The 26,481-nt window shown below is 51.7% G+C and carries 30 protein-coding genes and 1 tRNA gene; 21 read left to right on the top strand and 10 right to left on the bottom strand.

The annotated features are described in order from the left end of the window. Positions 1-11 precede the first annotated feature (11 nt). The 6 genes from RJD28_12905 to RJD28_12880 are packed head-to-tail and all read left to right on the top strand — an operon-like array spanning position 12 to position 5,464. A complete protein-coding gene (locus tag RJD28_12905; protein ID WNV57174.1) occupies positions 12-818 on the top strand; it encodes an ABC transporter permease in 807 nt (268 codons plus the stop codon). An 18-nt stretch (positions 819-836) separates the two neighbouring features. After that, positions 837-1,640 carry an ABC transporter ATP-binding protein gene (locus tag RJD28_12900; GenBank protein WNV57173.1) on the top strand — a complete coding sequence of 268 codons (804 nt, stop codon included), beginning with the start codon at positions 837-839 and terminating at the stop codon, positions 1,638-1,640. After that, positions 1,640-2,389 carry an ATP-binding cassette domain-containing protein gene (locus tag RJD28_12895; GenBank protein ID WNV57172.1) on the top strand — a complete coding sequence of 250 codons (750 nt, stop codon included), beginning with the start codon at positions 1,640-1,642 and terminating at the stop codon, positions 2,387-2,389. Before RJD28_12900 ends, RJD28_12895 begins: the two co-directional genes overlap by 1 nt. A gap of 3 nt (positions 2,390-2,392) precedes the next feature. Beyond that, positions 2,393-3,163 (top strand): tRNA pseudouridine(38-40) synthase TruA, encoded by a 771-nt coding sequence (gene truA / locus RJD28_12890; GenBank protein ID WNV57171.1) that lies wholly within the window; start codon positions 2,393-2,395, stop codon positions 3,161-3,163. Positions 3,164-3,220: 57 nt separating this feature from the next. Then, positions 3,221-4,315 (top strand): aldo/keto reductase, encoded by a 1,095-nt coding sequence (locus tag RJD28_12885; protein WNV57170.1) that lies wholly within the window; start codon positions 3,221-3,223, stop codon positions 4,313-4,315. A gap of 18 nt (positions 4,316-4,333) precedes the next feature. Continuing rightward, positions 4,334-5,464 (top strand): aldo/keto reductase, encoded by a 1,131-nt coding sequence (locus tag RJD28_12880; GenBank protein ID WNV57169.1) that lies wholly within the window; start codon positions 4,334-4,336, stop codon positions 5,462-5,464. 24 nt (positions 5,465-5,488) lie between these two features. Here RJD28_12880 and RJD28_12875 read toward each other — a convergent pair whose 3' ends face one another. Continuing rightward, positions 5,489-5,638: a hypothetical protein gene (locus tag RJD28_12875; protein ID WNV57168.1), complete on the bottom strand. Its 150-nt coding sequence runs from the start codon at positions 5,636-5,638 to the stop codon at positions 5,489-5,491. A gap of 134 nt (positions 5,639-5,772) precedes the next feature. Between RJD28_12875 and RJD28_12870 the strand changes: the two genes are divergently transcribed. From RJD28_12870 to RJD28_12840, 7 genes are all read left to right on the top strand, one after another. Beyond that, positions 5,773-7,359 (top strand): YqeG family HAD IIIA-type phosphatase, encoded by a 1,587-nt coding sequence (locus tag RJD28_12870; protein WNV57167.1) that lies wholly within the window; start codon positions 5,773-5,775, stop codon positions 7,357-7,359. Between the two features lie 216 nt (positions 7,360-7,575). Further along, positions 7,576-8,133 (top strand): elongation factor P, encoded by a 558-nt coding sequence (gene efp / locus RJD28_12865; GenBank protein ID WNV57166.1) that lies wholly within the window; start codon positions 7,576-7,578, stop codon positions 8,131-8,133. A gap of 135 nt (positions 8,134-8,268) precedes the next feature. Then, entirely contained in the window at positions 8,269-8,445 is a 177-nt protein-coding gene (locus RJD28_12860; protein WNV57165.1) for a hypothetical protein, read from the top strand. A 392-nt stretch (positions 8,446-8,837) separates the two neighbouring features. After that, entirely contained in the window at positions 8,838-9,758 is a 921-nt protein-coding gene (locus tag RJD28_12855) for a DUF5688 family protein (GenBank protein ID WNV57164.1), read from the top strand. A 71-nt stretch (positions 9,759-9,829) separates the two neighbouring features. Then, positions 9,830-9,902: transfer RNA gene (locus tag RJD28_12850), tRNA-Arg, on the top strand. A 46-nt stretch (positions 9,903-9,948) separates the two neighbouring features. Next, positions 9,949-11,130, top strand: a complete 1,182-nt coding sequence (locus RJD28_12845) for an SH3 domain-containing protein (GenBank protein WNV57163.1) — start codon at positions 9,949-9,951, stop codon at positions 11,128-11,130. Between the two features lie 362 nt (positions 11,131-11,492). Continuing rightward, a complete protein-coding gene (locus RJD28_12840; GenBank protein WNV57162.1) occupies positions 11,493-11,933 on the top strand; it encodes a hypothetical protein in 441 nt (146 codons plus the stop codon). Positions 11,934-12,007: 74 nt separating this feature from the next. Here RJD28_12840 and RJD28_12835 read toward each other — a convergent pair whose 3' ends face one another. Further along, positions 12,008-12,145, bottom strand: a complete 138-nt coding sequence (locus tag RJD28_12835) for a hypothetical protein (GenBank protein WNV57161.1) — start codon at positions 12,143-12,145, stop codon at positions 12,008-12,010. Between the two features lie 292 nt (positions 12,146-12,437). Here RJD28_12835 and gdhA point away from each other — a divergent pair, with 292 nt between their 5' ends. Further along, entirely contained in the window at positions 12,438-13,772 is a 1,335-nt protein-coding gene (gene gdhA, locus RJD28_12830) for an NADP-specific glutamate dehydrogenase (GenBank protein WNV57160.1), read from the top strand. An 84-nt stretch (positions 13,773-13,856) separates the two neighbouring features. Here gdhA and RJD28_12825 read toward each other — a convergent pair whose 3' ends face one another. The 5 genes from RJD28_12825 to RJD28_12805 form a co-directional block, all read right to left on the bottom strand. Beyond that, positions 13,857-14,153: a hypothetical protein gene (locus RJD28_12825; GenBank protein ID WNV57159.1), complete on the bottom strand. Its 297-nt coding sequence runs from the start codon at positions 14,151-14,153 to the stop codon at positions 13,857-13,859. A 107-nt stretch (positions 14,154-14,260) separates the two neighbouring features. Further along, positions 14,261-14,905, bottom strand: a complete 645-nt coding sequence (locus RJD28_12820) for a PrsW family glutamic-type intramembrane protease (protein WNV57158.1) — start codon at positions 14,903-14,905, stop codon at positions 14,261-14,263. After that, complete coding sequence (locus tag RJD28_12815) at positions 14,902-15,516, bottom strand: hypothetical protein (protein ID WNV57157.1); 615 nt, start codon at positions 15,514-15,516, stop codon at positions 14,902-14,904. The genes RJD28_12820 and RJD28_12815 overlap by 4 nt, the downstream gene beginning before the upstream one ends. Further along, positions 15,506-15,856, bottom strand: a complete 351-nt coding sequence (locus tag RJD28_12810; protein WNV57156.1) for a DUF4179 domain-containing protein — start codon at positions 15,854-15,856, stop codon at positions 15,506-15,508. The genes RJD28_12815 and RJD28_12810 overlap by 11 nt, the downstream gene beginning before the upstream one ends. Then, the gene (locus tag RJD28_12805) at positions 15,843-16,439 is read right to left on the bottom strand and encodes a sigma-70 family RNA polymerase sigma factor (protein WNV57155.1); all 597 of its coding nucleotides are present in this window, start codon (positions 16,437-16,439) and stop codon (positions 15,843-15,845) included. Before RJD28_12805 ends, RJD28_12810 begins: the two co-directional genes overlap by 14 nt. 166 nt (positions 16,440-16,605) lie before the next feature. Here RJD28_12805 and RJD28_12800 point away from each other — a divergent pair, with 166 nt between their 5' ends. The 6 genes from RJD28_12800 to RJD28_12775 all read left to right on the top strand — a co-directional run bounded on the left by RJD28_12800 (position 16,606) and on the right by RJD28_12775 (position 24,392). Continuing rightward, a complete protein-coding gene (locus RJD28_12800) occupies positions 16,606-17,364 on the top strand; it encodes a pseudouridine synthase (protein WNV57154.1) in 759 nt (252 codons plus the stop codon). Continuing rightward, positions 17,365-19,329 (top strand): NAD-dependent DNA ligase LigA, encoded by a 1,965-nt coding sequence (ligA, locus tag RJD28_12795; protein WNV57153.1) that lies wholly within the window; start codon positions 17,365-17,367, stop codon positions 19,327-19,329. A gap of 47 nt (positions 19,330-19,376) precedes the next feature. After that, positions 19,377-20,927, top strand: coding sequence for a cardiolipin synthase (gene cls, locus RJD28_12790; GenBank protein WNV57152.1), 1,551 nt, complete (start codon positions 19,377-19,379; stop codon positions 20,925-20,927). Positions 20,928-21,002: 75 nt separating this feature from the next. Beyond that, on the top strand, positions 21,003-21,932 hold the full coding sequence (metA, locus tag RJD28_12785; GenBank protein ID WNV57151.1) for a homoserine O-succinyltransferase: 930 nt from the start codon (positions 21,003-21,005) through the stop codon (positions 21,930-21,932). A gap of 63 nt (positions 21,933-21,995) precedes the next feature. After that, positions 21,996-22,619, top strand: a complete 624-nt coding sequence (locus RJD28_12780; GenBank protein WNV57150.1) for a zinc dependent phospholipase C family protein — start codon at positions 21,996-21,998, stop codon at positions 22,617-22,619. Positions 22,620-22,856: 237 nt separating this feature from the next. Beyond that, entirely contained in the window at positions 22,857-24,392 is a 1,536-nt protein-coding gene (locus tag RJD28_12775; GenBank protein ID WNV57149.1) for an amidohydrolase family protein, read from the top strand. Here RJD28_12775 and RJD28_12770 read toward each other — a convergent pair. Together RJD28_12770 and RJD28_12765 are read right to left on the bottom strand one after the other, a co-directional pair. Then, positions 24,371-24,613, bottom strand: a complete 243-nt coding sequence (locus RJD28_12770) for a hypothetical protein (protein WNV57148.1) — start codon at positions 24,611-24,613, stop codon at positions 24,371-24,373. The two genes, RJD28_12775 and RJD28_12770, sit on opposite strands and share 22 nt — an antisense overlap. Then, the gene (locus RJD28_12765) at positions 24,606-25,031 is read right to left on the bottom strand and encodes a hypothetical protein (protein WNV57147.1); all 426 of its coding nucleotides are present in this window, start codon (positions 25,029-25,031) and stop codon (positions 24,606-24,608) included. Before RJD28_12765 ends, RJD28_12770 begins: the two co-directional genes overlap by 8 nt. 272 nt (positions 25,032-25,303) lie before the next feature. On the opposite strand from RJD28_12765, the gene RJD28_12760 reads away from it, so the two are divergent. Continuing rightward, on the top strand, positions 25,304-25,906 hold the full coding sequence (locus RJD28_12760) for a Fic family protein (GenBank protein ID WNV57146.1): 603 nt from the start codon (positions 25,304-25,306) through the stop codon (positions 25,904-25,906). Between the two features lie 17 nt (positions 25,907-25,923). On the opposite strand, the gene RJD28_12755 is transcribed toward RJD28_12760, so the two are convergent. Next, positions 25,924-26,352: a hypothetical protein gene (locus tag RJD28_12755; protein WNV57145.1), complete on the bottom strand. Its 429-nt coding sequence runs from the start codon at positions 26,350-26,352 to the stop codon at positions 25,924-25,926. Positions 26,353-26,481: the final 129 nt, after the last annotated feature.

Here is a 26,481-nt window from a genome sequence, read left to right as displayed (position 1 = left end):
AGGAACGTAAGATGAAGAAAAAGAAAAACTGGAGTTTGCTCATCGGTTGTATTCTGGGTGGCGGCATACTGCTTCTGGCAGTGATCGGGCAATTCTGGACGCCCTATGATCCCACGGCCATGAATGCGATGTTGAAAAATCAGGCGCCTACCATGGCGCATATAATGGGAACGGACAACTTCGGCAGAGATATTTTCAGCCGGATCATGAGCGGCGCATGGACAACCTGTTTCGTGGCGGTCTGCACGGTTTTCATCGGTGCAGCCATCGGAACTGTCATCGGTGCAGTCACCGGATACGTTGGCGGGGCACTGGACAATGTGATCATGCGGATCAACGACGTCATTTTATCGTTTCCCAGTGTGTTGCTGGCGCTGGTGTTGATCAGTCTACTGGGATCTGGCAAAAGAAACATTATTCTTGCTTTAGGAATTGTTTTCATTCCCAGCTTTGCCCGGATTGTGCGCAGCGAATTCATTCGCCTGAAGCAGCAGGACTTCGTGTGGAGCGCAAGGATCATGGGGGCAGGACCACTGCGGATCATGTTTGTACACATTTTGCCGAACAGCTTTGTGAGTATGCTGACGGCGGCAGCCATCGGCTTTAACAATGCAGTGCTGGCGGAGGCCAGCATGAGCTATCTGGGGTTGGGCGTACAGCCTCCGGAGACCAGCCTTGGCCGGATGCTCTATGATGCCCAGGCGTATCTGTATCTGGATCCGTGGTATGCGGTTTTTCCGGGTATTACCATTATCTGTATCGTACTGGGATTTGCGCTGATCAGCGAAGGCCTGCGTGCAAAATCTGTGAAGAAATAACCAGGGAAGGGAAAAACAATGGAACTTCTGAATGTAAAGGATCTTACGCTTTCTTTCTGTGAGAACGGGGAAAGACAGCAGGTGGTCGAGCATGTGTCATTTGGTGTGCAGCAGGGAGAAATTTTAGGGATTGTGGGAGAGTCCGGATCCGGAAAAAGTATGGTGGTACACTGTATCATGGGACTGCGCAAGCGTGATCAGGTGATTGACAGCGGCAGCGTCACCTTTGACGGGAAAGAACTGTTTTCCCTTACGGCGGAGGAGATGCGGGGGCTGCAGGGGCAGGATATGAGCATCGTGTTTCAGGAGCCCATGACTTCCCTCAATCCGGTGATGAAAATTGGCCCTCAGGTGGAGGAAAGCCTGTTCATTCACCAGAAGGAGCTGTCGGCAGCGGAGCGGAAGGCGAGAGCCATCCAGGCCATGAAGGATGTGGAGCTTCCCAATGCGGAGGAATTATACAACAGTTATCCCCATGAGCTGTCCGGCGGTATGCGCCAGCGTGTCATGATCGCATCGGCCATCATCTGTAATCCGAAGCTGCTCATTGCGGACGAGGCCACCACGGCGCTGGATGTGACCATTCAGGCACAGATCATCCGGCTGCTGAAACGGCTCAATGAGACGACAGGCATGACCATTCTGTTCATTTCCCACAACCTGCGGGTGGTGAAAGAGATCTGCAGCCGGGCTATCGTCATGAAGGACGGCCGGATCGTGGAAGAGGGAACCATCGAAGAGATTTTCCGGGCACCGAAAGAGGATTACACGAAGAATCTCATTGCAGCCATTCCCACGCGGAAGAAGAGGAGGATCTCCTGATGGCAGACAGAGTACTGGAGGTAGAAGGGCTCAATGCCTGGTATATGGTGAAGAAGACACCGTTTTCTCCAAAGGAGAAGAAGGTGGTGCTTCACGATCTGAGCTTTTATATAGAAGAAAATGAGATCCTGGGTCTGGTGGGAGAGAGCGGCTGCGGCAAGTCCAGCCTGTGCAAGGTGATCCTGGGCATGCTGAACAGCTACGACGGCACGGTGAAGCATTACACGAAGCGCCCTCAGGTTGTTTTTCAGGATCCCTTTGGATCCTTAAATCCGGTAAAACGGGTGGGATGGATCCTGGAAGAACCGCTGCGTCTGGCAGGTGGCTATACAAAGGAAGAACGGCAGAAAAAAGTATGCGAAATGCTGGAGGCAGTAGGGCTTTCCACAGAATATCGGAAACGTTATCCGCGGGAACTTTCCGGCGGTCAGCGGCAGCGCATCAGTATTGCGGCAGCATTGATCTCCGGAGCAAAGTTTATCATTGCGGATGAGCCGGTATCTGCCCTGGACGTGACGGTACAGGCGCAGATCCTGGATCTTCTGCTGAAATTAAAGCAGGAGTTTGGCCTGTCCATCCTGTTCATTTCTCATGACCTGAATGTGGTCTATCAACTATGCTCTCGGGTGCTGGTCATGCAGAAGGGACGGATCGTGGAGCAGGGAGACATCGACGACATCTATGATCATCCGAAGGAAGCGTACACGAAGGAGCTGCTGGATGCGGCCATGGCTTTTGACGAGGAGTAAGGCATGAATCACAATTATCGGCTGACGCTGGCCTTTGATGGCACGTCCTATCAGGGCTGGCAGCGGCAGAATTCCACGGATCAGACGATACAGGGAACGCTGGAGCGGACATGCGCCGCTATTTTGCGGGAACCGGTGCGTCTCATCGGGAGCGGCAGGACAGATGCGGGAGTACACGCGGAAGCCATGACCGCTCATTTTTTTACAAAGAAGCCCATTTTGGACGGAGCTGCATTCCGGCAGCTGATGAATGGCACCCTCCCGGAGGACATCCGGCTTCTGGCTATCCGCCCGGTGGCGGCAGATTTCCACAGCCGGTACAGCGCTGTGGGGAAAATTTACCGGTATCAGATCGATACGGGGGAAAAGATGGACGTATTTCGGAGAAAATATGCCTGTCACTATACGGCACCGCTGGATCTGGCGGCCATGGAGCGGGCGGCCCGGTATCTGGAGGGCACCAACGATTTTTCTTCCTTTACCATCGACCGGACGCCTGGCAAATCCAAAGTGCGCACGATCCGGGCCATCCGCATGGAGCAGCAGGGCAATCTGCTGCTGATCCGGTATGAGGGCGACGGTTTTCTATATAATATGGTAAGGATCCTGACGGGGACGCTGCTGGAAGTGGGAGACGGGCGCAAACGGGCGGAGGATATCCCGGCCATTCTGGAGAAAAAGCAGCGTGCGGCAGCCGGGTTTACGGCGCCTGCCCAGGGGCTTTTTCTGGAACGGGTGCTCTATGAAGAAGCAGACATACAGGAACAGTGTTAGATATATTTATGACTGAAAAAGTTTGGAAATAGTCGAAGAGAAACGGGGAGAGAACAAATGGAATATCGAAAATTACCTCATGGAGAGGAGCAGATCAGTGTGATCGGCATGGGTTCTTCCGTGGTGGGAGAACAGAAAGAAAAAGATATTATCCAAACGGTACAGGTTGCCCTGGAACAGGGCGTCAATTTCTTTGACATGGCAGGCGGCCATTCCGCTATTTTTCCGGCCTACGGAAAGGCCTTGCAGGGACAGCGGGACAAAGCGCTGCTGCAGGTACATTTCGGGGCGGACTACACTTCCGGGGAATATGGATGGACGACCAGCCTGGAGGCGGTGAAGCGCTCCGTGGACTGGCAGTTGAAAATGCTGAAAACAGATTATATTGATTTTGGTTTTATCCATTGTCTGGATGAGAAGAGAGATCTGGAGATTTATGAACGAAATGGCGTGCTGGATTATCTGCTGCAGATGAAGGAGCAGGGTGTTGTGCGCCACATTGGTCTTTCCACCCATGCGCCGGAGCTGGCCAATCTGGTGCTGGATATGGGCATTCTGGATATGCTCATGTTTTCCATCAATCCCATGTACGATTACGGGCAGGGAGATTTTGCCATCGGAAGCGGCAGCGAAAGACAGCGTCTGTACCGCCGGTGCGAGCAGGAGGGCGTGGGTATCTCTGTCATGAAGCCTTTCAATGCCGGACAGCTGCTGGATGCCAGACAGTCGCCGTTTCATCAGGCGCTGACCGTACCCCAGTGTATCCAGTATGCGCTGGATAAGCCTGCGGTGCTGACGGTTCTTGGCGGGCCGGGGAATATCCCACAGCTGAAGGATGCGCTGGCCTATCTGGATGCCACCCCGGAGGAACGGGATTATTCCATCATTGGTTCCTTTACCCCGGATGACGCGGTGGGCAAGTGCGTGTACTGCAGACATTGCCATCCCTGTCCGGCAGGGATGGATATCGGCCTGATCAACAAATATTATGATCTGTCTGTGCAGGGAGATATTCTGGCAACAGAGCATTATGAGACACTGGAGAAAAGGGCGTCCGACTGTATCGCCTGCGGACACTGCGACAGCCGATGTCCCTTCCAGGTAAAACAGACAGAGCGCATGCGTGAGATCGCAGCATATTTCGGATGTTAGATGAAGGAGGATAAGCATATGATTTATGAGACATTTCAGGAATTAAAGCTTTCTGCACTGGGAATGGGATGTATGCGTCTGCCGCAGGGGGATGCGTATGCGGATATCAACGTTCCGGAAGTGAAGAGAATGGTTGCCCTTGCCATGGAGAAGGGCGTGAATTATTATGACACTGCCTGGGGATACCATGATGGAAATTCAGAGCGGGTGATGGGCGAGGTGCTGTCGGCGTATCCGAGAGAGAACTTCTATCTTGCAACCAAATTTCCCGGATATGATCTGAGCAATATGGGAAAAGTGAAGGAAATTTTTGAAGAGCAGCTGGAACGCTGCCGGGTGGATTACTTTGATTTTTATCTGTTTCACAATGTGTGCGAGATGAATATTGAACAGTATCTGGATCCGAAATATGGTATTTTCGAGTATCTGATGGAACAGAAGAAAAATGGACGCATCCGTCATCTGGGATTTTCCGTTCATGGCAATCTGGAAACCATGCAGCGTTTTCTGGATGCGTATGGGAAGGACATGGAATTCTGCCAGATTCAGCTGAACTGGCTGGACTATGACTTCCAGGATGCAAAAGCAAAATGCAGGGTGCTGAATGCATGGAACATTCCCATCTGGGTCATGGAACCGCTGCGCGGCGGAAGTCTGTGCAAGTTGTCACCGGAATATGAAGAAAAGCTTCACAGTCTGCGCCCGGGCGTATCTATGACAGAGTGGGCATTCCGTTTCCTACAGTCCGTTCCGGGGGTGACGGTAACGCTCTCCGGCATGTCTGATTTCCGGCAGATGCAGGAAAACATCGCGATGTTTGAAAAACAGGCGCCTTTGAATGAGGCAGAAATGAAGGCGCTGATGGAAATTGCCGGGAAAATGACAGCAGGAAATACGCTTCCCTGTACCTCCTGCCGGTACTGTACTTCCCATTGTCCCAAAGAACTGGATATTCCCTGGCTGATCTCTCTTTATAATGAGCACACATACAGCGGAGGTGGATTCATTGCCCCTATGGCGCTGGGGGCGCTGGAGGATGACAAGAAGCCGTCAGCCTGCATCGGGTGCCGTGCCTGTGAGGCTGTCTGTCCGCAGCAGATCAAGATCAGTGAAATGATGAAGGATTTTGCGGAGAAAACCAGTCTCTGATGAAAAATAGGGATGAGAAAATACCTACTTTCTCTGCAGCGCCGCTGCCGCTTTCTTGATAACAGATAACTGGGAACGGATGGCCAGCAAAACGGCGGTGAGGCTGATGGTAAGCTGCAGGGCAGCGGTGACGGTGTCGGTGTGGGCGGCTACCCAGCTACGCAATTTTTCCATGAAAAATCAACTCCTAGCAAGTATATTTTTATCTTTATTGTGCCTGCTTTGACCGGGAAAGTCAAGCAGGCACCTTGCTTTTTTCACAGGTTCCTTGCTACAATAAACAGCAGAAAAACGCAGGAGGAAAGAGGATGTTTGCATGCTTTTATCCCGGGGAATACGTGGATTCCACCTATGGGATCGATTTCGGGGCGCTCTATGCACAGGGCTACCGCGGGATCATTTTTGATATCGACAATACGCTGGTGCCCCACGGCGCCCCGGCAGACGCGCGGGCGAAGGCTTTGTTCGCAAAATTAAAGGAGCTGGGATTTTCCTGCTGTCTGCTTTCCAATAATAAGGAAGGGCGGGTGAAGATGTTCAACGAGGACATCGGCGTTTCTTATATTTACAATGCCCACAAGCCGTCCACAGGCAATTACCGGAAAGCCTGTGAGATCATGCACACGGACGAGAAGACGACGATCTTCATCGGCGATCAGCTGTTTACCGATGTGTGGGGGGCGAACCGGGCGGGCATTCGCACCATTCTCGTCAAGCCCATCGATCCGAAGGAGGAGATCCAGATCGTGCTGAAACGGTATCTGGAACGGATCGTTCTGTGGGCCTATGAGCGGAAAAAAGAAAAAGGAAGGGGTTTGACTATGACAGACAGAATTGAGCGGCTGTATCGCTGTATGGAAGAACAGCAGGCGGAGGCAGTCATTGTTTCAGACGGATGTAATATGCGCTATCTCAGCGGATTTTCGGGAGCGACAGGCTACCTGTACGTGAGCCGGGCGCGCCGGGTGATCCTGACGGATTCCCGGTATACGACTCAGGCACAGGAGGAGAGCACGGATTTTGAAGTGCTGGAGATCAACCGGCAGGCCGGTTACCCGGTGAGCCTGGCGAAAATGGTGTCCGAGGACGGGGTAAAAAGCATCGGCTTTGAGGATCGGGTGATGATCTATTCCGACGCAGTGGAATTACAGAAGGAACTGCCGCCGGTGACCTGGCTTCCCCTGGGTGAGGCGTTAAACAATCTTCGGAAAATCAAGACGGCAGAGGAGCTGCGGTGCATCGCCCAGGCAGAGCACATCGGGGATCTGGCATTTTCTCATATCCTCACCGTGTTAAAACCCGGCATCACGGAGCTGGAAGTGGCTGCGGAGCTGGAAGGGTATATGAAGCGCTGCGGCGCGGAGGCGCTGTCCTTTGACACCATCGTGGCTTCCGGTTATCATTCCGCCATGCCTCATGCGGCGCCGTCTGCGAAAAAGATTGAGGCCGGGGATTTTGTCACCATGGATTACGGCTGCAAATACAACGGCTACTGTTCGGATATGACCCGTACCGTGGTGGTGGGCAAAGCCAGTGAAAAACAGAAAGAAATTTACAATATTGTGCTGGAAGCGCAGCTGACGTCCCTGGCAGCGGTGCAGCCGGGCAAAACCGGGGCCGAGATCGACAGGATCGCCCGGGATATCATCGGCAAAGCCGGATATGGAGACTATTTCGGACATGGACTGGGGCACAGCGTGGGCCTGTTTATTCATGAGGAGCCCAGACTTTCCCCGGCAGGCAATGAAATCCTACAGCCGGGCATGACCGTGACTGTGGAACCGGGCATTTATCTTCCGGGCGTGGGCGGTGTGCGGATCGAGGATCTGACAGCTGTGACGGAAAACGGATATGAGAATTTCGCATCCTCCCCGAAAGAACTGATCGAGATTTAAGAGGAAAGGTTCCCCGTATCTTTTTGCAGACAGATTTCGTGTGTGTGGGAAAAATTGGCTGCTGAAATCTGTGAATGACGCGGGAAAAAGGGAACGTTTTTGGGCGGACAGCGAAAAAATGGTTGAAAAAGCAGGGATTTTATTATAGTATATTATAAGATGTGGAGTGTAGCTGGCATTCCAGTGTAAGCACATAATTCAAGGAGGAATATCTTTATGGTATCAGCAGGTGATTTTAGAAATGGTATGACAATCGAAATGGACAATAATATATACCAGATTATTGAGTTTCAGCATGTAAAACCCGGTAAGGGCGCAGCTTTCGTTCGTACAAAGCTGAAAAACATCAAGAACGGCGGCGTGGTTGAGAAGACCTTCCGCCCGACTGAGAAGTTCCCGCCGGCACGTATCGACCGCAATGACATGCAGTATTTATACAATGATGGTGATTTATATTACTTCATGGATGTGAACACCTACGAGCAGATCGGCCTGAGTGCAGATCAGATCGGTGATGCACTGAAGTTCGTCAAAGAGAACGAGATGGTAAAAATGTGTGCACACAACGGCAACGTATTCGCTGTTGAGCCGCCGCTCTTCGTAGAGCTGGAGATCACCGAAACAGAGCCTGGCTTCAAGGGAGACACTGCTACAGGCGCAAGCAAACCGGCTGTTGTTGAGACCGGTGCTACCGTATATGTACCGCTGTTCGTTGAGCAGGGCGAGAAGATCAAGATCGACACCAGAACCGGTGAGTATCTGTCCAGAGCATAATCGCTGATAACGGAAAAATGAAGGGAAGTCCCGTATGTACGGGGCTTCTTTTTGTATCTGTTCAGGCCGGGTTTTTGAAGCGGCTGTTTTCGGGGCTGGATGAAGATCCACCCGTGAAGCGGCGGAGGGCGCAGTATGCAGCATGTGCAGCCCTATGAATGGCGCCTGCGGCAGGGATGGGGGATGATCGAAAAATGTCGAAGGGGTTTTCTTGCGATTCATCTTTTATGGGAGTATGATAAATCTATCTTTATTCATTCTATTTTAACATCCACAGGATGTTCTGTATTTTCTGGCACGGTCGTGCCGTGAAAACCACTGATTTATTTTATTTATTTGAAGCTTTCTGCCAGCGCAATGTGTGAGAGGGTGATACTGTTGGAGGAAGGTAGTGACATCAGGATCGGGTGACGTTATTGTGATCGGGTGACGTTATTGTGATCGGGTGACGTTATTGTGATCGGGTGACGTTATTGTGATCGGGTGACGTTATTGGAATCGGGTGACGTTATTGTGATTGAAAGACGTTATTGGGATCGAGAGACGTTATTGGGATCGAGAGACGTTATTGGGATCGAGTGACATTATTGGGATCAGGTGGCGTTATTGGAAGTTGATGATGTTGTCCGAAACAGATGACAGTAATTGCAAGATTATGAAAAAGATTAAAGTGTGCGCGGCAGAAGGGGTAAGGAGGATTTTGTATGGATTATGAACAGTTTAAAGTGTACATGAAGGAGAGCGTGGAGACGGTGACCGGCAGAAAAGTGACTGTACATCCGCTGCTGCACAACAATTCCCTGGTGCGGGACAGTCTGTCTATTGATACGCCATTGGGGGCACCGGCAGGGCCTGCCCCTGTTCTGTGGGATTACTATCAGCAGTATGAGAAAGGGGCTTCTCCGGGCATGCTGGTGAACGATGTGATCTGTGCCTGTGAGGACAGGAACCAGCAGCTGCAGGTCAACCCCGATCTGCTGCAGGATTTTTCACAGCTGAAGAACCGGATCTGTGCACGGCTGGTCAGCAGGGAACGAAACGGGGAACTGCTGAAACGGGCGCCCCACAGAGGTTTTCTGGATCTGGAGATCATTTATTATGTGCTGTTTTCGGAAGCATCGATGGGGATGCTGAGCATGCGGGTGGAGAATACACATCTGCATATGTGGGGCGTGACGGAGGAAGCAGTCTATGAGGCGGCCATGAAAAATACGCCCAGACTGCTGCCATACTGGCTGCACCCGATGCAGGCATTGCTGGAACAGATGGAGAAGACAGAAGCGTACCGCCATCTGAAGGAAGAAGAGCGCCGGGCGGTGGCGTTGGCGCGTGCCCGGGAAGATATGCCGCTGTATGTGCTGACGAACACCAGGGGGTTCTATGGTGCTGCTGCCATTTTGTACGAAGGCCTGCTGGAGCAGTGTGTCCGGAAGTTCCCGGGAGATGTATTCGTGATCCCAAGCAGTGTGCATGAACTGCTGCTTGTTTCCGCAGAGGATGTATGGAGTGCACAGGAAATGACAGAAATGATCCGATGCGTCAATCAAACAGGGGTGGCGCCGGAAGAAATTTTGTCTGATCATGTGTATATTTACCGGAAAAATCTGGGTAAACTTACGATGTGAAAATTTTTTTAAAATTAGGCATTGCCTAAAATGGAATTTTATAGTATGATATCCTTTGTTAGTGAAGATGTGCATCCGTAGCTCAGGGGATAGAGCAGTGGTTTCCGGTACCACGTGTCGGGGGTTCGAATCCCTCCGGATGCGCTTTTTTCATACCCTGATTCGGGTTGTAAGGAGGAATCGTTTTTTTATGGACAGTATCAAGAACTTCATCCTTGATAATATTCGCTATATCATATCAGGGATTTTGCTTATACTGATAATTGTCATTCTGGTACAGTGTACCGGTAAAGAGAAGAAAGAAGATACACAGGAAAATACAGACCAGGTGGTGGCAGCGCAGGATCAGGAACAGCCCCAGGAGGAGCCCAATGACCTGCAGCAGGATGCATACCCGGAGGTCAACACGCTGGTACAGTCCTACTTTGATGCTAGAGCCAACGGCGATGTGGATGCGCTGCGTGCGACGGTGAGCGAGCTTGACGATGAGGAGGCAGATTCTGTCACGAAGATGTCCCAGCATATCGAGAGCTATAACAATATTACCTGCTATACGAAGCGGGGCCCGGCAGAGAATTCTTATGTTGTATATGTGTGCTATGATATCAAGTTCCAGAATGTGGACACGATGGCGCCTTCCCTGAACATGCTCTATGTGTGTACGGCAGAGGACGGCAGCCTTTATATCAACAATGGCACATGGGATGCCGATACCGAGAGTGCCATCAGCGAACTGAACGCGAGCGCTGATGTGCAGGCGCTGGTAAGTCAGGTGGAAGATGCCTACAGCGCAGCACTGGCACAGGATGAGAAGCTGAGCAATCTGGCATCCACCATCCAGTCTGCGTCCACATCTGCCGAGGAGAGCAGTGAGGAAGCTTCTTCTGAGGAAGAGCAGCAGACAGGGGGAGAAGCAGAGGCAGAACAGCCTGCGGAGGACACTTCCGCCGGCCAGGAGACGGTATATGCCAAAGAGACGGTCAATGTGCGCAGCCAGGCGGATGAGAATTCCGATCGCGTGGGCCAGATCGCCAGAGGTGACAGTGCTGTGCGTATTTCCGAGGATGAGAACGGCTGGAGTCAGATCTCTTACAACAATGCAACGGCATATGTGAAGAGTGAATTTCTGACGACCAATCCGGACGAGGTAACGGCAGCAGCGGCAAACGCATCCGAGGCGCCGGATTCCGGCAGTGCACGGATCGTGGAGACTGCCAAGATGCGTTCCGGTGAGGACACCAGCAGCGAGCTGATCGCTACCCTGTACGAGGGAACGCAGATTGAGGTGCTGGAGAAGCTTTCCAGCGGCAGAATCAAGATCAAATACGACGGCAAGACCGGTTATGTGAACAGCGAGTGTGTTGGCAAATAAAAGAAAACAGGAATAAATATGCAATGAAAGGGGAACTCTGGAGACAGGGTTCCTTTTTTTGTATGATAGGAAAGTTCGTCCTATTATATAAAAAAACGCTCCGCGATGGTGCAAAGCGGCGGTACTGAATTATGTCGCAGGCATTCTATCATACAAAAACCTCCGGAAGGGTGCAGAGCGCCGATCGGAGTGGAACGGAGACGTCCCCAGTGCCATGGCAGATGGTTGATGAAAATATCATGGATATGTACGTTTTGTTTTCTGCGGGTGGGGCATGCTATAAGCAGAAAACTGTGGAGAATTCTATGCCTCTCAAAAATGGTGCGAAGCACGGTGGACGGGAGCGGGAAAGGAGAAGATGTATGCTGACGGAAGCGGACAGAAGTTTATTAAATGAGGTATACAGGAGCAGCAAGGCGGGCGTGGATGCGGTGCATGCAGTGATCGCGAAGGTGTATGACGATGATCTGGCGCTGGATCTGAACCGGCTGGCCTATGAATATTCCAAGATCGAGGAGCGGGCGTCCAGCCGCCTGTACGAAAACGGATTCCGTCCAAAGGGGGACGGTCTCATGGAGCAGGCTGCCCAGTGGGGAAATCTGCAGCTTAACACGCTGACCAATATCAGCACGGAACACATTGCACGGCTGATGATCCAGGACAGCGCCGGAAAAATGCTGGCGATGAAGCAGATGATGCGTGACCAGACTGCCTGCGGGAAAATGAGCATGGAGCTGGCGGAGGAATTGACCGGGTTTGAGAAAAAAGCCATCTGCAGATTGAAGGCTTATGTTGAAGAGTAGACGCAGTTCACCTGCGCCATTCGCAAAACCGCATCTGCGATGCTCTCCGCTGCGTTGCAGCTCATTTTTGCTCATTAGACGGCGCTCCCTTCGAATATTTTTGCAGCCAGATTTTCGTGCAAGCATGGATAACAGGCATTCAGTTCACCCGCGCCATTCGCAAAACCGCATCTGCGATGCTCTCCGCTGCGTTGCAGCTCATTTTTGCTCATTAGATGGCGCTCCCTTCGTCTATTCCCGCAAACAAATTTTTATGCGAGCATAAAATTTGCCTGCAGGAACAGACGAGTGAACTGAAATAATAAAATTTAAGTAGATTTTTCTTGAAATTGTAATAACCCGGTAGTATAATAATGCACAGACAAAGGCGTCGAATTCAGTATGGGAGTGAGATATCCCATGCTTGATTTTGGCGCATTTTTTGTTTTATAGCTTTACAGCTTTTTTCATGACAAACAATAGGAAAAGACCCCGGAAGGTGGAGTATTTAAGGAGGAGAAAGAAATGTCATACGTTGATGAGGTAATTGAGCAGGTAATCAAACAGAATCCCGCAGAGCCGGAGTTCCATCAGGCAGTGAAAGAGGTTCTGGAGTCCCTTCGTCCGGTAGTGGATGCAAATGAGGAGAAATTCCGCAGAGAAGCTCTGCTGGAGAGAATCGTTAATCCGGAGAGACAGCTGAAATTCCGTGTTCCGTGGGTAGATGACAAGGGACAGGTACAGGTAAATACCGGATACCGTGTACAGTTCAACAGCGCCATCGGACCTTACAAGGGAGGCTTAAGACTTCATCCTTCCGTAAACCTTGGTATCATCAAATTCCTGGGCTTTGAGCAGGTATTCAAAAACTCCCTGACAGGCCTGCCGATCGGTGGCGGCAAGGGCGGCTCCGATTTCGATCCCAAGGGAAAATCTGACCGCGAGGTTATGGCATTCTGCCAGAGCTTTATGACAGAGCTCTGCAAATATATCGGCGCAGACACAGACGTACCGGCTGGTGACATCGGAACCGGCGCAAGAGAGATCGGTTATCTGTTCGGTCAGTACAAGAGAATCAAAGGCGTATATGAGGGTGTTCTGACAGGAAAAGGCCTGACCTACGGCGGATCTCTGGCACGTACAGAGGCTACCGGCTATGGTCTTCTGTATTTCACAAAAGAAATGCTCTCCTGCAATAACATTGACATCGCAGGCAAGACAGTCGTTATCTCCGGTGCAGGAAATGTAGCAATTTACGCAGCAGAGAAAGCACAGCAGATGGGCGCAAAGGTTGTCACCATGTCTGATTCCACAGGCTGGATTTACGATGCAGAGGGCATCGACCTGGCAGCAATCAAGGAGATCAAGGAAGTAAAACGTGCAAGACTGACCGAGTACAAGAACTATCGTCCGAACAGCGAGTACCATGAGGGCAGAGGTGTTTGGAGCGTGAAGTGTGACATCGCTCTTCCTTGCGCAACCCAGAACGAGCTGCTCCTGGATGATGCAAAACAGCTTGTTGCCAACGGCTGTATCGCAGTTGCAGAGGGCGCAAACATGCCTACCACCATCGAGGCAACTCAGTACCTGCAGGAGAACAAGGTTCTGTTCGCACCTGGTAAAGCATCCAACGCAGGCGGTGTTGCAACATCCGCACTGGAGATGTCCCAGAACAGCGAGCGTCTGAGCTGGACCTTTGAAGAGGTAGATGCAAAGCTGCATGACATCATGGTAAACATCTTCCACAACCTGGATGACGCTGCAAAGCGTTACGGCTTCGAGGGCAACTACGTAGTAGGTGCCAACATCGCCGGCTTTGAGAAAGTTGCCAATGCTATGCTGGCTCAGGGTATCTGCTAGTGCGAACTTAGTGGAGTGGAAGACATTGAGTGACTTCTAAAATGAGCATATAGGAAAGTCCCGGAGATCTGTTTCTCCGGGACTTTATTTCTCTCTGCATCGCATACAAAAAATGGTGCACATCACGCCCGCCGCAAATGCGGCCACACCCACGACGATATAGGGGCTTACGTCGTTTCGCAGCAGCACGGCGCCATAGGCGTTGGCTGCAGCAAAGATACCCGGTGTCTGTACCTTTTTCAGGAGAGTGGTGATGCAGGCCAGCAAAAACAGGCTGCATACGGACAGGATGGAAAGCATGCGGCGTTCGTACTGCTGCCGGTATTGCCGGGCTCTGCGGCAGATTTCCTGTATGTGGATTTCGGTTCTGGTGGTCATCATCAGGGCCTCCTTTTTGACGGATGATGGAAGAGCGAATACGCCCGACACTTTATAAAAGCCCTGAAAATAAAAATCCTTTCACCCCAAAGCAGAATTTATCCATATTTTTATAAAGGAATTGTAAACTTTAGTTTCGGCAAGAGCTGTTTCAGCACAAAGAGGCAGGCGATGAGCAGGGAGGGAAACAGGCAGGCCGCCATCCACCAGGGGCCACCCGCAGTGATGAGCAGGTTGTAAATGGCGTGAAAGCCCACGCAGGTGCCCAGGATTCCCACAGCACCGGTCAGTGCCAGCCAGCGGCGGCGGAACACGTAGGAAATGCCAAATCCCGTGAGGATGCCGCAGAGGATATGCAGCGCACCGGCGGAAATGCCGCGGATGAGGAGAAAGTGAAAGTCTTCCGCACCGTTTTCTGTCAGGTAGCAGACATTTTCGAAGGTGGCGAAGCCCACAGCGATGGCAATGGCCATGCCGGGCAGCTCCTTCGGCTCCGGCTCAAAGATGAGAAAATAGAACAGCAGGGGCAGAAGCTTCATGATTTCCTCGCAGACCGGTGCGATTTCGATGGCGGTCAGGGTGGCGTCACAACCATAATAGCCCATGAAAAAGCTGCTCACGTAGGCGGCCAGCAGGCAGACGGCCATGCCGATCACGGTGAACAGGGCAAAACGGCGGGTGCGGCCTTTTGTGAAAAACACGGACAGCAGCAGGGGGATGGCAAGACAGATGAAAATGTTTTCAATATAGGTCATGACGGTTTCACCTCCCGGAATGTCAGGGGCAGCAGGGCGACAAAGGCGCAGGTCAGGGTAATGTCCACTGCGAAATACAGGTTAAAATGGGTGTAATCACTGAAAAAAGAAGAGACGGCATACAGAGCCACCTGCAAAACGACGCAGAGAAACAGAACCGCGTCGGTCTGACGGAAGGGCAGCCGGTGCTGCAGGCGAAACAGGGACAGGTATGCGATGGCACCAGCGGTGACAGCAAATAAAGCCAGCATCAGCGGTGACGGGCCGAAGATGTTGTTGATCACAGCTGCCACGGCGACCAGACAGCCGAGCAGTGCCGGCAGCGGGGCGAAATGGATGGACAGATGTTCTGACCGGAGCACCTGCAGCGACAGATAGAAGAAATAAGCGGCCAGCCAGGAAATCTCTGCCACGTAGAAGACCTGGGGGAACATACCGAGGATGGCCAGATACAGCACCCAGTAAAGGGTTCCCATGGAAAAGCAGGCGTAAGCCAGGGCGAGGATCAGAAAACGGCGTTCCCGATACCGGATGGAAAGACCGGTGGCGGTCAGTGCCGCGCACCAGAGAACGAGGATCTGAAAACAATTATCAATGACTTCAAAGTTCATCTTCCCTGTCCTCCTGTTTTTTGCGGTCATTGTGCCTGCGCAGGCGGTAGAGCAGGATCGTGACACTCACCCCCAGCAGAAAGGAGAGCAGACCCATGAGAATATAGCCCAGTGCGGCATGACTTGCTACGAGACTTGCTGTCCCGGCAGTGTGGCTGACAGTTCCGGCGGCCGCACCGTGTATGAAGCCTGGCATCAGGATGCCGATGCCGACCACAAGAAGCAGACAGGCTGCCATGCAGACTGCGGTTCGCAGCTGTCGGCGTCTGTTTTTTTGTTCTTTTCTGATTTCTGCCGTCCGCTCATGGATGAGACGGATGCGCTCCTCATTTGTCCGCATAGGAAAATCCCTCCTGCTCTAACATGTTTTTCAGGCTCTGCTTGCCCCGGTGGATCAGATTCGTGATCTGCTGTTCACTTTTGCCCATGATGGCTCCGGCACCACGGTAGCTCATTCCTTCAAAATAGACGAGATACAGCGCTTCCCGGTACCGGGCGTTGATCTTTCCCAGGGCTGCATACAGCTGACGGTTGCGCTCATTTTGGATCAGCGCAGTGTCTGCCATCACGGTGTCCGACGGTTCGAAATCCAGATCTTCCAGTCGAAGCGAGAGAAGCCGGTGTTTTCTTGCGTGGCGCAGGGCCAGATGCCTTGCGGTCTTGTAAAGATATGCCTTGAAGCTGCCTTCACTGCTCAGCGGGCGTTCTTTTGCAAAAATCCGGGCAAAAGCTTCGATCATCAGGTCTTCCGCCTCGTGCATGTCCCGGATATAGCCGTTGATGTAGAAGGTCAGCGCATCGCTGTATTTTTCCACGAGAAGGTTGGCAGCACGCTCTTCCCCGTCCACGTATCGCCGGTATGCTGTTTCATCGGCAATGACTTCTGTGCTTGGTATGGAATTGTCGTCTCCGTTTCTGGCCATTCGTTTCCTCCGTAGGTGTCTGATGATACTGAGGGTATCATGTTTGACACTATTATATATACATTTGGGCAGAAAAACAAGAAACTTTCATAGGTAAAAAAAGGTATCCACCGCCGGAGATTTGGTGTAGAATAAAAGTAATTGTGATAAGATTGGGGATACTTTCATGGAGGAAATCAGACTGAACAAATTTATCAGCGAGGCGGGGGTGTGTTCCCGGCGGGAGGCCGACCGGCGCATCGAGGAAGGCCGGGTGCGGGTGGACGGCATCGTGGCAGCTGTGGGTACACGCATTCATCCCGGGCAGCGGGTGGAAGTGGATGGACAGCTGATTTCCAGGGAAGAGGAACGGATTTTTCTGGCAGTGCACAAACCGAAAGGGATTGTATGCACGGCAGATCCCAGAGAGAAAGACAATTTGATCGATTTTCTGCATTTTCCGAAGAAGATCACCTATCTGGGGCGGCTGGACAAGGATTCCACCGGACTGATCCTTATGACCAACGACGGGGAGATCAACAACCGGATGATGCGGGCCAGGAATCATCATGAGAAAGAATATCAGGTAACGGTAGACAGGCCGGTGACGGAGGCATTTCTGGAAGGGATGGCCGCCGGGGTGCCCATCCTGGACACGGTGACGCGCAGGTGCCGGATCTGGAAAACCGGGGAGAAGTCTTTTCAGATCGTACTGACCCAGGGGCTGAACCGGCAGATCCGCCGGATGTGTGAGTATTTCGGCTACCGGGTAAAGCGGCTGCATCGGGTGCGGGTGATGAATGTTACGCTGGGCGATCTGCCCGTGGGGGGCATACAGGTATCTGACGGCGGAGGAGATCGCGGAGCTGGAGCGGCTGACCGCAGCAGATACAGAAAAACAGGGAGCAGGCAGATCAGGTGCCAGCCAGAACAGGAGTTAAAATAGATGGCAGATCAGAAAATGGAACGGATGAAGGAACTTGTGACGAGGCTTCGGGCAGCTTCCCGGGCATATTATCAGGAGAGCCGGGAGCTGATGAGCAATTATGAATACGACAGCCTGTACGATGAGCTGACGGTGCTGGAGAAGGAGACCGGCACGGTGCTGGCGGGAAGCCCCACGGTCAATGTGGGATATGAGGTGGTGTCAGAACTTCCTAAGGAACGTCATGAGCAGCCCATGCTGTCTCTGGACAAGACGAAAAGTGTGGAAGAGCTGGCGGCTTTTGCAGGAGAACACAGAAGCCTGCTGTCCTGGAAGCTGGATGGCCTGACCATCGTGCTTACTTACCGGGATGGGGCCCTTTTTAAGGCCGTTACCCGGGGAAACGGGGAAGTGGGAGAGGTCATCACGGGCAATGCCCGGGTATTTTGCAACATCCCGCTGCATATCTCCTATGAAGGCGAGCTGATCCTCCGGGGCGAGGCGGTGATCCGCTACTCGGATTTTGAAAAAATCAATGAGGCCATCCCGGATGTGGATGCCAAATATAAGAACCCGCGGAATCTGTGCAGCGGTTCTGTGCGGCAGCTGAACAGCCAGATCACGGCCGAGCGGAATGTGAATTTTTTCGCCTTTTCTCTTGTGAAGGCGGACGGTGTGGATTTTGAAAATTCCCGGGAAAAGCAGTTCCTCTGGCTGAAGGAGCAGGGCTTTGAGGTGGTGGAATACCAGGTGGTGACCGCAGAAAATATGCAGGAGACGGTACAGCGGTTTGCCGGGAAAATCCAGGATAACGATTTCCCGTCGGACGGTCTGGTGCTTCTGTATGACGATATCGCCTACGGGGATTCCCTGGGGCGCACGGCCAAGTTCCCACGGAATTCCATCGCTTTCAAATGGCAGGATGAGACAGAGAAAACCCACCTGCTGGAGATGGAGTGGAGTGCATCCCGAACGGGACTGATCAATCCGGTGGCGATCTTTGAGCCGGTACAGCTGGAGGGCACCAGTGTTTCCCGGGCGTCCGTTCACAATGTGAGCATCGTGAAAAGCCTGGAGCTGGGCATCGGGGATGAGCTGGAAGTATACAAGGCCAACATGATCATTCCCCAGATCGCGGAAAATCTGACGAGAAGCGGTACCCTGGAGATCCCGAAGGTCTGTCCGGTGTGCGGCGGTGAGACGGTGATCCGCCAGGCCAACGATGTGGAGGTGCTTTACTGCACGAACCCGGCCTGCCAGGCCAAGAAGATCAAGCTGTTTGCCCTGATGGCCAGCCGGGATGCGCTGAACATCGACGGCCTTTCCGAGGCAACGCTGGAAAAATTCATCGGCAGGGGATTTATCCACGAGGCGGCCGACCTGTTCCACCTGGATCGGCACCGGGAAGATATTATAAATATGGAAGGATTTGGTGAAAAATCCTACAACAACCTGATGGAAAGTGTGGATCGCGCCAGACACACGACACTGGCCCGGGTGATCTACAGCCTGGGCATTGAAAATGTGGGGCTGTCCAACGCGAAGCTGCTGTGCCGGGCCTTTGGCAACGATCTGGAAGCGCTGAAAAACGCGGACGAGGAAGTCTTAAGCGGTGTGCCGGGCATCGGCGGCGTCATCGCAGGCTCCATCCGCAGCTTTTTTGCGGATGCTGGGCAGATGGAACGGCTGGATCACCTGCTGGCGGAGCTGACGCTGGAGGAAGAGGCGACAGAACAGCAGGAGCAGGTGCTGGCAGGGAAGACCTTTGTTATCACCGGCAGTGTGCACCATTTCGCCAACCGGAATGAACTGAAGGCGAAGATCGAGTCTCTGGGAGGCAAGGCCACCGGCTCGGTAACGTCCAAGACCGATTACCTGATCAACAACGATACCCAGTCTTCCTCTTCCAAGAATAAGAAGGCAAAGGAGCTGGGCGTGCCGATTTTATCCGAAGAAGCGTTTCTGGAGCTGATAGGAGAAGGATAAGTATGAGAGATCTGCGAATGAAGAGAAGAAGGGAGGGGGTACCTCCCATGGAACACAGAGGAAAGCGCAAGCTGCTGCGGTTCGTGTTTGGACGGACGATGATCCTGGTGATCATGCTGCTGCTGCAGCTGCTGGTGCTGGTGGCCTCGGCCAGATGGCTCCAGGATTACCGGGGCGTCTTTAATTTTGCCATGACGGTGTTCGGCGTGCTGGCGATTATCTGGGTGGTGAATGAGAGGGCAGAGCCGTCGTTTCGGATCATGTGGCTTGTCATCATTGCGGCGGCGCCGGTGTTCGGTGTGCTGCTGTACATATTTGTCAAGATGCAGATTGGCACGAAAATGACCAATCAACGGCTGGGCAGCATCATCCGGGAGACGAGAAGCCTGTTGAAGCAGGATCCGGACGTGAAGCGGGATCTGGTGGAGGTCAGCCCCCTGACCGCCCGGTTTTCTACCTATATGAGCGAGTATGCGGGATTTCCCATTTATCGGAATACAGAGGCGAAATATTTTCCCCTGGGAGATGACGCTTTCGAGGAAATGAAGATCCAGCTGGAAAAAGCGGAAAAATTTATTTTCCTGGAATATTTTATCCTGGCACCCGGTGTCATGTGGGATGCTATTTTGGAAATCCTGGAGCGGAAGGTGAAGGAGGGCGTGGAGGTGCGGCTTATGTACGACGGCACCTGCTGTTTTTCACTGCTGCCCCATGATTATCCGAAGGAAATGGAAAAACGGGGCATCCAGTGCAAGGTGTTCATGCCGTTGAAGCCCGTGCTTTCCACCAGCCAGAACAACCGGGATCACCGGAAAATCCTCATCGTGGACGGCAAGGTGGCGTTCACCGGCGGCATCAATCTGGCCGACGAGTACATCAACCAGAAGGTGCGTTTCGGCCACTGGAAGGATACGGCGGTGATGATCCACGGCGATGCGGTCATGAGCTTTACGTTGATGTTTTTGCAGGTGTGGGATATCACGGAAAAATATTTGGATTCCTTCGAAAATTATATTGTAAAGGATCTGAAAAAAATCGCTCTGCAGTCCGACGGTTACGTGCTGCCCTACTCCGACAGCCCGCTGGATGACGAGCGGGTGGGTGAGGAAGTGTACCTGAACATGATCCATACGGCCACCCGCTATGTGCACATCATGACGCCGTATCTGATCCTGGATCACGAGATGCTGGATTCCCTGCAGCACGCCGGGAAAAAGGGACTGGACGTGAAGATCATCATGCCCCACATTCCGGACAAGTGGTACGCGTTCTGGCTGGCCAAGACGTATTACGAGGAGCTGATCCGGGCGGGCGTGGAAATCTACGAGTACACGCCGGGATTTGTGCACGCCAAGAGCTTTGTCACCGATGATAAAAAAGCGGCGGTGGGTACCATCAATCTGGACTTCCGCAGCCTGTATCTGCATTTTGAATGCGGCGTTTTCTTTTATAGAAATAAGGTTGTCAAGGAAGTGGAGGAAGATTTTTCCCAGACGCTGAAAAGCTGTCAGCGGGTGACGCTGGCGGGCTGCCGGAATCTGGCCTGGTACAAAAAGCTGGTGGGCAGCCTGCTTCGGATTGTTGCACCTTTAATGTAAATTTCTTGTCGATTTTACAAAAGGGTGCTATAATAGCGAACATAAACGTTTAGAAAAGACAGGTGGAGAGTTTTTATGCCAATCAGAGTTCAGGGAGACCTGCCCGTAAAAGAAATACTGGAAGAAGAAAATATATTTGTCATGGATGAGCACCGGGCCATGCACCAGGACATCCGACCGCTTCAGATTGCGATTCTGAATCTGATGCCCATCAAGGAAGACACGGAGCTGCAGCTGCTGCGTTCCCTGTCCAACACCCCGCTGCAGGTGGATATCACGTTCGTGACGGTCAGCAGTCATGAATCCAAGAATACGTCTATGAGCCATCTGAATAAATTTTATGTCACCTTTGATGAGATCCGTAAGAAAAAATTCGACGGCATGATCATCACTGGTGCCCCGGTGGAGCAGATGGAATATGAGGAAGTGGACTACTGGGAAGAGATCACGAGGATCATGGAGTGGACGAAGACCCATGTCACTTCCACCATGCATCTGTGCTGGGCGGCCCAGGCCGGTCTGTACTATCACTACGGCATTCCCAAATATCAGCTGCCCCAGAAGATGTTCGGTCTGTTCTGGCATAAGGTGTACAACCGGAAGGTGCCGCTGGTGCGGGGATTTGACGATGTATTCCTGGCCCCTCATTCCCGCCACACGGAGGTGCGGATGGAGGATGTCCGGGCGTGCGAGGCACTGACCGTGCTGGCAGAATCCGACGAGGCCGGGCTTTTCCTGGCCATGGCTGGGGACGGTAAGCAGATTTTTGTCATGGGACATCCGGAATATGACCGGATTACCCTGGATCAGGAATATCACCGCGACCTGGAAAAAGGTCTTGACATTCAACTTCCTAAGAACTATTATCAAAATGGTGACTCGGAAGTAAAACCGCTGCTCCGGTGGAGAGCCCATGCCAACAACCTGTATACGAACTGGCTGAACTACTATGTATATCAGGTAACGCCATATGAGCTTCCGGATGACGAGACAGCAGAATCATAGAAAGTATGCCAGGTGTTTTGCACAGGCAGCGCCATGGCGAAGATGGATCGGGAGGATCATACGTTGAGAAAAAAATCACATATTTCTCTGGCACAGTACATTGTCAGAAACATGGAAGAGCAGAAGCTGGCAGACCACAGAAAGGCATTTTATCTTGGAAGTATTTTGCCGGACTGCAAGCCTTCCTTTCTGAGCACAAAGCACGAGTTTAACGGAACCTTTCTGAAAGTGAAACAGGACATCCGTGCACTGGTGGAGAATCTGGAGCTTTATGAGAATAACCAGCGGGCGTTCATGCGCCACCTGGGTGAGGTGATCCATTATCTGGCGGACTATTTTACCTTCCCCCACAACACGATCTACCCCGGCAACCTGAAAGATCACTGCGTATACGAGGGCGAGATGAAGCTTTACCTGCGGCAGTACCTGCTGGACGGCAGAGCAAGAGCCGAGCAGAAAGCACCGATGAAGCTTGCTTCCCTGGAACAGCTGTATGCGTTCATCCAGAAGACCCACGATGAGTACCTGCAGATGAAGCATTCCATCGAGGAAGACTGCCGATACATCGTAAACCTGTGCTATCAGGTGGTGACGACGATCATCGAGCTGTTCACCGCCAACTGCCATCAGGCGGCCCTTGCGCAGAATGATATGCTTTCCGGCCATCTGCTGGGTGGTACTATATAATGAGCGCAGGGAAAAACAAGCGGCTGCGATAGCAGACATTTGTTTTTCACAAGCCATCAACGAAGGTTCCGCCTGCGATAGCAGGCAGTAGAGCGCGATAGCGCGGGAACCTGAGTTTAAGAGGCATCGCGGGTTCGTGATATAAAACAAGAATAACGAGTGGCCCCTTCTGTCAGGATATTGATAGGGAGGGGTCTTACTATATAATGATATAATATAGAAGAAACGGAGACAGCCATGAAATTAATTCGAGGGAAATACCTATTTGCAGACGTAACCAATGAGAAAGACGGCATCCTGACAGACGGTGCCGTTCTGGTGGATGGGGAAAAGATCGCGGAGGTGGGAAGCTATAGCGACTTGAAACAGCGTTTCCCCCAGGCGGAAGAGCTGGGCGGGGAGAAGGATCTGGTAATGCCTGGCATCATTGACGCCCACACCCATGGCCGGGGGCTCTCCTATATTCAGAAAGGCATCCCCTTTGATTATCTGGAAAACTGCATTTTCTCCTGGATGGGGGCGGTGGATCTTCCGGCAGATCTGAATGCCCAGCTCATGGCGGTGCGCCATATCCGAAACGGCAGCACCATGATGAACATGATCGACAATCTGCCTTTATTTGATGAGAACGTGGTTGACCGGGCGAAAACCACCGTGGAAAACTATGGAAAAACCGGCATCCGCTGTGCCTATGCGCCGGGCATCAAGGACGTAAATGCGCTGGCAAACGATGATGAAGCCTTTTATGAGACACTGCCGCCGCATTTGCAGAAAACGGTACATGATATGGTGTTTTTTGATAAAACCGCGGCCCAGGATTATTTTGTGGAAGCCTTTCGGGAAATGCGGAACAGTTTGCACAGCGACATGACCAACATCATCCTCGGCCCCACCTGGGCCCATGGCTGCACCGACGCTTTTTACGAGAAACTGCGCCGCCTGTCTGAGGAATACGGCGGTCTGCCCATGCATATCCACACCCTCCAGACGCCTTACCAGCGGGAATATGGGGAGCGAAAATATGGCAAAAGCCTGCTGGCACATATGAAGGACTGCGGCATTGTGGACGAGCATCTGGTGCTGGGGCATGCGGTATACTTAACAGAAAGTGATATGGAGCTGCTGGGTGAGGCCCATGCTTCCGTTACCCACCATCCCAGCTGCAACCTGCTCATGCGAAACGGCATTGCACCGGTGTGGTACATGCTGCAGCATGGCGTCAACGTGGCGCTGGGCATCGATGAAAAGCAGCTGGCAGATGATGAGGATGTGCTGGAAGAACTGCGGATGATCTATGCGCTTCATCGGGTACCGGACTATGACATGGCCCATACTCCGGCGCTGACTCCATTTCAGGTTCTTGCCATGGGTACAACCAACGCCGCCCGCACGGTAGGGTTAGATGGGAAACTGGGCAAATTGCAGAAGGGCCAGCTGGCCGACCTGATTGTTGTGGACACCCATCACATGACGGAAGATCCCTGGACAGCGCCGGATGCAGATATCCGAAGCCTCTTTATCCATCGTGCCCAGGGCCGTTTTGTGAAAGATGTGATCATCAACGGGGAGATCGTCATGCGTGACCGAAAGCTGACGAAAATAGACGTAGATGGTCTTTACGGAGAGGTGCGGGCATACATGGAGCATGCCTGGAGAAAAGAACCCACGCGCTATCAGCTGGATATGCGGGAAGTCCGGGAATATTACCACAAATGGGTGGAAGGAAAGGTACAGACCAGTGACGATGTATTCTACCAGGTGAATGCCCGGTAGAGCATGGAAGCAGCAAGTAAAATGACAGAGATCCAGGCCAGTCGGTTGACCATTGGCCGGGTCTCTGTTTTTACACATAGGAAAACAAGAAGTGTATACATGCCGATGAGCAGCAGGGTATACAGAAAATGCGCTGTAAAAGACAGGGTGGACGGGAATACCGTGTAATATTGTAAGGCGATCATCAGAAGGATCGTAAGAAAAAACTTGAGTTTATGCATAAAATGCTCCCATTAAAATAGAATCAATCTGTTTGAAAGAATGGTAAGGACAAGCTTGGTTTTTTGCAACGTGTTTCCGCCTATAAGACTGTGCAAAAAAGGAACCAAAAAATGTCCAGATGAAAAACGGCAGTATAAATCCCCAGTTCTGGCCGCTCTCCGGCTGTGTCAGGTACTGGATCAGTGGTACGATGGCACCGATCAGCCAGGTCAGGAAAAAGGAGACCTTGTAAGAACGGAGGATGAAAACCATGGCCTCCGCTTCTTCCGGCCCTTTGCCTTTCATCATGCAGAACAGGGTGTGCAGCGGAACAACCACCATTGCGAACGCATCCGGGGAAGCCGGAAGCTTGCAGATGTGGATGATGGCAGCAGAAATGCCTCCGGTGATCAGGAGAAAGAGAAAATAAAGGGTCATGATGGGTGCCTCCTTTCCAGAAAGAAAATCGTTTTTGTCTGATTTTATTTTACAGGAGAGGATGAATTTTGACAACGAAAAAAGGATAAACTGTTGATTTGAAAGTATCATTCGTTTGGAAGAAATATTTTGAAATGCTGTTGGGTTCGTGGGCGATAATATAGTATAATAAAAATCAGTGAGGTGGGAAGAATGGGAGATAAAAGAATATATTGATCTGGTTTCGAAATTAAATGTAGCGTAAGCAATAGACGGGGGAGGTGAAAATACAGATGCTGGAAAATAAACTGGGACTGACAACTTCTGCAGAGCTTGCCAGAGCGGAAGAGCGGATCAGTAAGAAAAAGGCAATAGAATTATTCGAACAGGGAATGTTGGATGCACTTCCGGCAGGAAGATTTTCTACCTTGCAGGCGATTCATCGATATTTATTTTCAGAGATTTATGATTTCGCAGGGAAGATTCGGACAGTCAATCTTGCCAAAGGGAACTTTCGGTTTGCACCGCTGATGTATCTGGAGGCCGCACTGGTCAATATTGATCAGATGCCGCAGGCCAATTTTGATGAAATCGTAGAGAAATACGTGGAAATGAACATTGCCCATCCTTTTCGGGAAGGGAATGGACGCAGTATGCGGATCTGGCTGGATCATTTATTCAAAGCAGAGATTGGCCGGGTGGTTGACTGGAGCCGGGTGGATAAGGAAGACTATCTGCTGGCAATGGAACGCAGCCCCATCCGAGATATCGAAATCAAATACCTGCTGAAGAATGCCCTGACAGATGAAATCCACAGCCGGGAGATGTATAGGAAAGGCATTGATCACAGCTATTATTATGAAGGATATACGACATTCAAAGCAGAAGAACTTTAAAAACAGTTGTATTTTATTTATTTAAAATTTTTCCTCGCCTGAAAGATCACTGCAATTCCGGCCACGCAGTTCCAGATCAAAACAAGAAAAATGACAAAAGTGGTGTCCCGATGCAGTCCCAGATAGAACAGGAACACGAAGATGATGGGGAGCATCTGTCCCAGCTGGAAAATAAGCTGCGGCACATTGACAGAACCATCCTCCCGTACAAGGGGGACAGAATCCGGAATAATGGTCTTCTGCTCGGCCAGGCGGTTGACGCGAACCAACCGGTAATCGGTGCGCACAAAATAATCCGGGTGCTGTCCGGCAAAGAGCAGCTGTAATCCGGGGATCGCCAGCAGAAAGGCGCATTCCACATACACCGGAATGGAAAACAACCGGCAGACAATCATCAGAATCAGAAATGAAACAATCTGTAAAATAGAAAACGCACGCAGCGGCATGAGAAATCCCCTCCTTTTGAGTTGATTATCGCATGCCGCTGATTTTTTTGCAATATAAATGAAAAACCAGTTGACATTCTCTTTTAGATACTATATTATAATAACAGGAACTATTACTGATAATAATTT

The sequence above is a fragment of the Oscillospiraceae bacterium NTUH-002-81 genome (assembly GCA_032620915.1).
In the GTDB taxonomy this organism is placed as follows: Bacteria; Bacillota; Clostridia; order Lachnospirales; family Lachnospiraceae; genus JAGTTR01.
The sequence above is the reverse complement of the archived record's forward strand: the minus strand, read 5'-3'. Positions and strand labels throughout refer to the sequence as shown.

What these genes read in the sequence shown, in the direction of transcription:
- RJD28_12760 (WNV57146.1), top strand. Translation starts at nt 25,304, where the DNA reads ATGCTGGAAAATAAACTGGGACTGACAACTTCTGCAGAGCTTGCCAGA.
- RJD28_12880 (WNV57169.1), top strand. Translation starts at nt 4,334, where the DNA reads ATGATTTATGAGACATTTCAGGAATTAAAGCTTTCTGCACTGGGAATG.
- RJD28_12905 (WNV57174.1), top strand. Translation starts at nt 12, where the DNA reads ATGAAGAAAAAGAAAAACTGGAGTTTGCTCATCGGTTGTATTCTGGGT.
- RJD28_12775 (WNV57149.1), top strand. Translation starts at nt 22,857, where the DNA reads ATGAAATTAATTCGAGGGAAATACCTATTTGCAGACGTAACCAATGAG.
- metA (WNV57151.1), top strand. Translation starts at nt 21,003, where the DNA reads ATGCCAATCAGAGTTCAGGGAGACCTGCCCGTAAAAGAAATACTGGAA.
- cls (WNV57152.1), top strand. Translation starts at nt 19,377, where the DNA reads ATGGAACACAGAGGAAAGCGCAAGCTGCTGCGGTTCGTGTTTGGACGG.
- ligA (WNV57153.1), top strand. Translation starts at nt 17,365, where the DNA reads ATGGCAGATCAGAAAATGGAACGGATGAAGGAACTTGTGACGAGGCTT.
- RJD28_12770 (WNV57148.1), bottom strand. Translation starts at nt 24,613, where the DNA reads ATGCATAAACTCAAGTTTTTTCTTACGATCCTTCTGATGATCGCCTTA.
- RJD28_12895 (WNV57172.1), top strand. Translation starts at nt 1,640, where the DNA reads ATGGCAGACAGAGTACTGGAGGTAGAAGGGCTCAATGCCTGGTATATG.
- RJD28_12885 (WNV57170.1), top strand. Translation starts at nt 3,221, where the DNA reads ATGGAATATCGAAAATTACCTCATGGAGAGGAGCAGATCAGTGTGATC.
- gdhA (WNV57160.1), top strand. Translation starts at nt 12,438, where the DNA reads ATGTCATACGTTGATGAGGTAATTGAGCAGGTAATCAAACAGAATCCC.
- RJD28_12825 (WNV57159.1), bottom strand. Translation starts at nt 14,153, where the DNA reads ATGATGACCACCAGAACCGAAATCCACATACAGGAAATCTGCCGCAGA.
- truA (WNV57171.1), top strand. Translation starts at nt 2,393, where the DNA reads ATGAATCACAATTATCGGCTGACGCTGGCCTTTGATGGCACGTCCTAT.
- RJD28_12800 (WNV57154.1), top strand. Translation starts at nt 16,606, where the DNA reads ATGGAGGAAATCAGACTGAACAAATTTATCAGCGAGGCGGGGGTGTGT.
- RJD28_12875 (WNV57168.1), bottom strand. Translation starts at nt 5,638, where the DNA reads ATGGAAAAATTGCGTAGCTGGGTAGCCGCCCACACCGACACCGTCACC.
- RJD28_12870 (WNV57167.1), top strand. Translation starts at nt 5,773, where the DNA reads ATGTTTGCATGCTTTTATCCCGGGGAATACGTGGATTCCACCTATGGG.
- RJD28_12855 (WNV57164.1), top strand. Translation starts at nt 8,838, where the DNA reads ATGGATTATGAACAGTTTAAAGTGTACATGAAGGAGAGCGTGGAGACG.
- RJD28_12805 (WNV57155.1), bottom strand. Translation starts at nt 16,439, where the DNA reads ATGGCCAGAAACGGAGACGACAATTCCATACCAAGCACAGAAGTCATT.
- RJD28_12755 (WNV57145.1), bottom strand. Translation starts at nt 26,352, where the DNA reads ATGCCGCTGCGTGCGTTTTCTATTTTACAGATTGTTTCATTTCTGATT.
- RJD28_12765 (WNV57147.1), bottom strand. Translation starts at nt 25,031, where the DNA reads ATGACCCTTTATTTTCTCTTTCTCCTGATCACCGGAGGCATTTCTGCT.
- RJD28_12840 (WNV57162.1), top strand. Translation starts at nt 11,493, where the DNA reads ATGCTGACGGAAGCGGACAGAAGTTTATTAAATGAGGTATACAGGAGC.
- RJD28_12810 (WNV57156.1), bottom strand. Translation starts at nt 15,856, where the DNA reads ATGCGGACAAATGAGGAGCGCATCCGTCTCATCCATGAGCGGACGGCA.
- RJD28_12815 (WNV57157.1), bottom strand. Translation starts at nt 15,516, where the DNA reads ATGAACTTTGAAGTCATTGATAATTGTTTTCAGATCCTCGTTCTCTGG.
- RJD28_12845 (WNV57163.1), top strand. Translation starts at nt 9,949, where the DNA reads ATGGACAGTATCAAGAACTTCATCCTTGATAATATTCGCTATATCATA.
- RJD28_12900 (WNV57173.1), top strand. Translation starts at nt 837, where the DNA reads ATGGAACTTCTGAATGTAAAGGATCTTACGCTTTCTTTCTGTGAGAAC.
- efp (WNV57166.1), top strand. Translation starts at nt 7,576, where the DNA reads ATGGTATCAGCAGGTGATTTTAGAAATGGTATGACAATCGAAATGGAC.
- RJD28_12835 (WNV57161.1), bottom strand. Translation starts at nt 12,145, where the DNA reads ATGAGCAAAAATGAGCTGCAACGCAGCGGAGAGCATCGCAGATGCGGT.
- RJD28_12860 (WNV57165.1), top strand. Translation starts at nt 8,269, where the DNA reads ATGCAGCATGTGCAGCCCTATGAATGGCGCCTGCGGCAGGGATGGGGG.
- RJD28_12820 (WNV57158.1), bottom strand. Translation starts at nt 14,905, where the DNA reads ATGACCTATATTGAAAACATTTTCATCTGTCTTGCCATCCCCCTGCTG.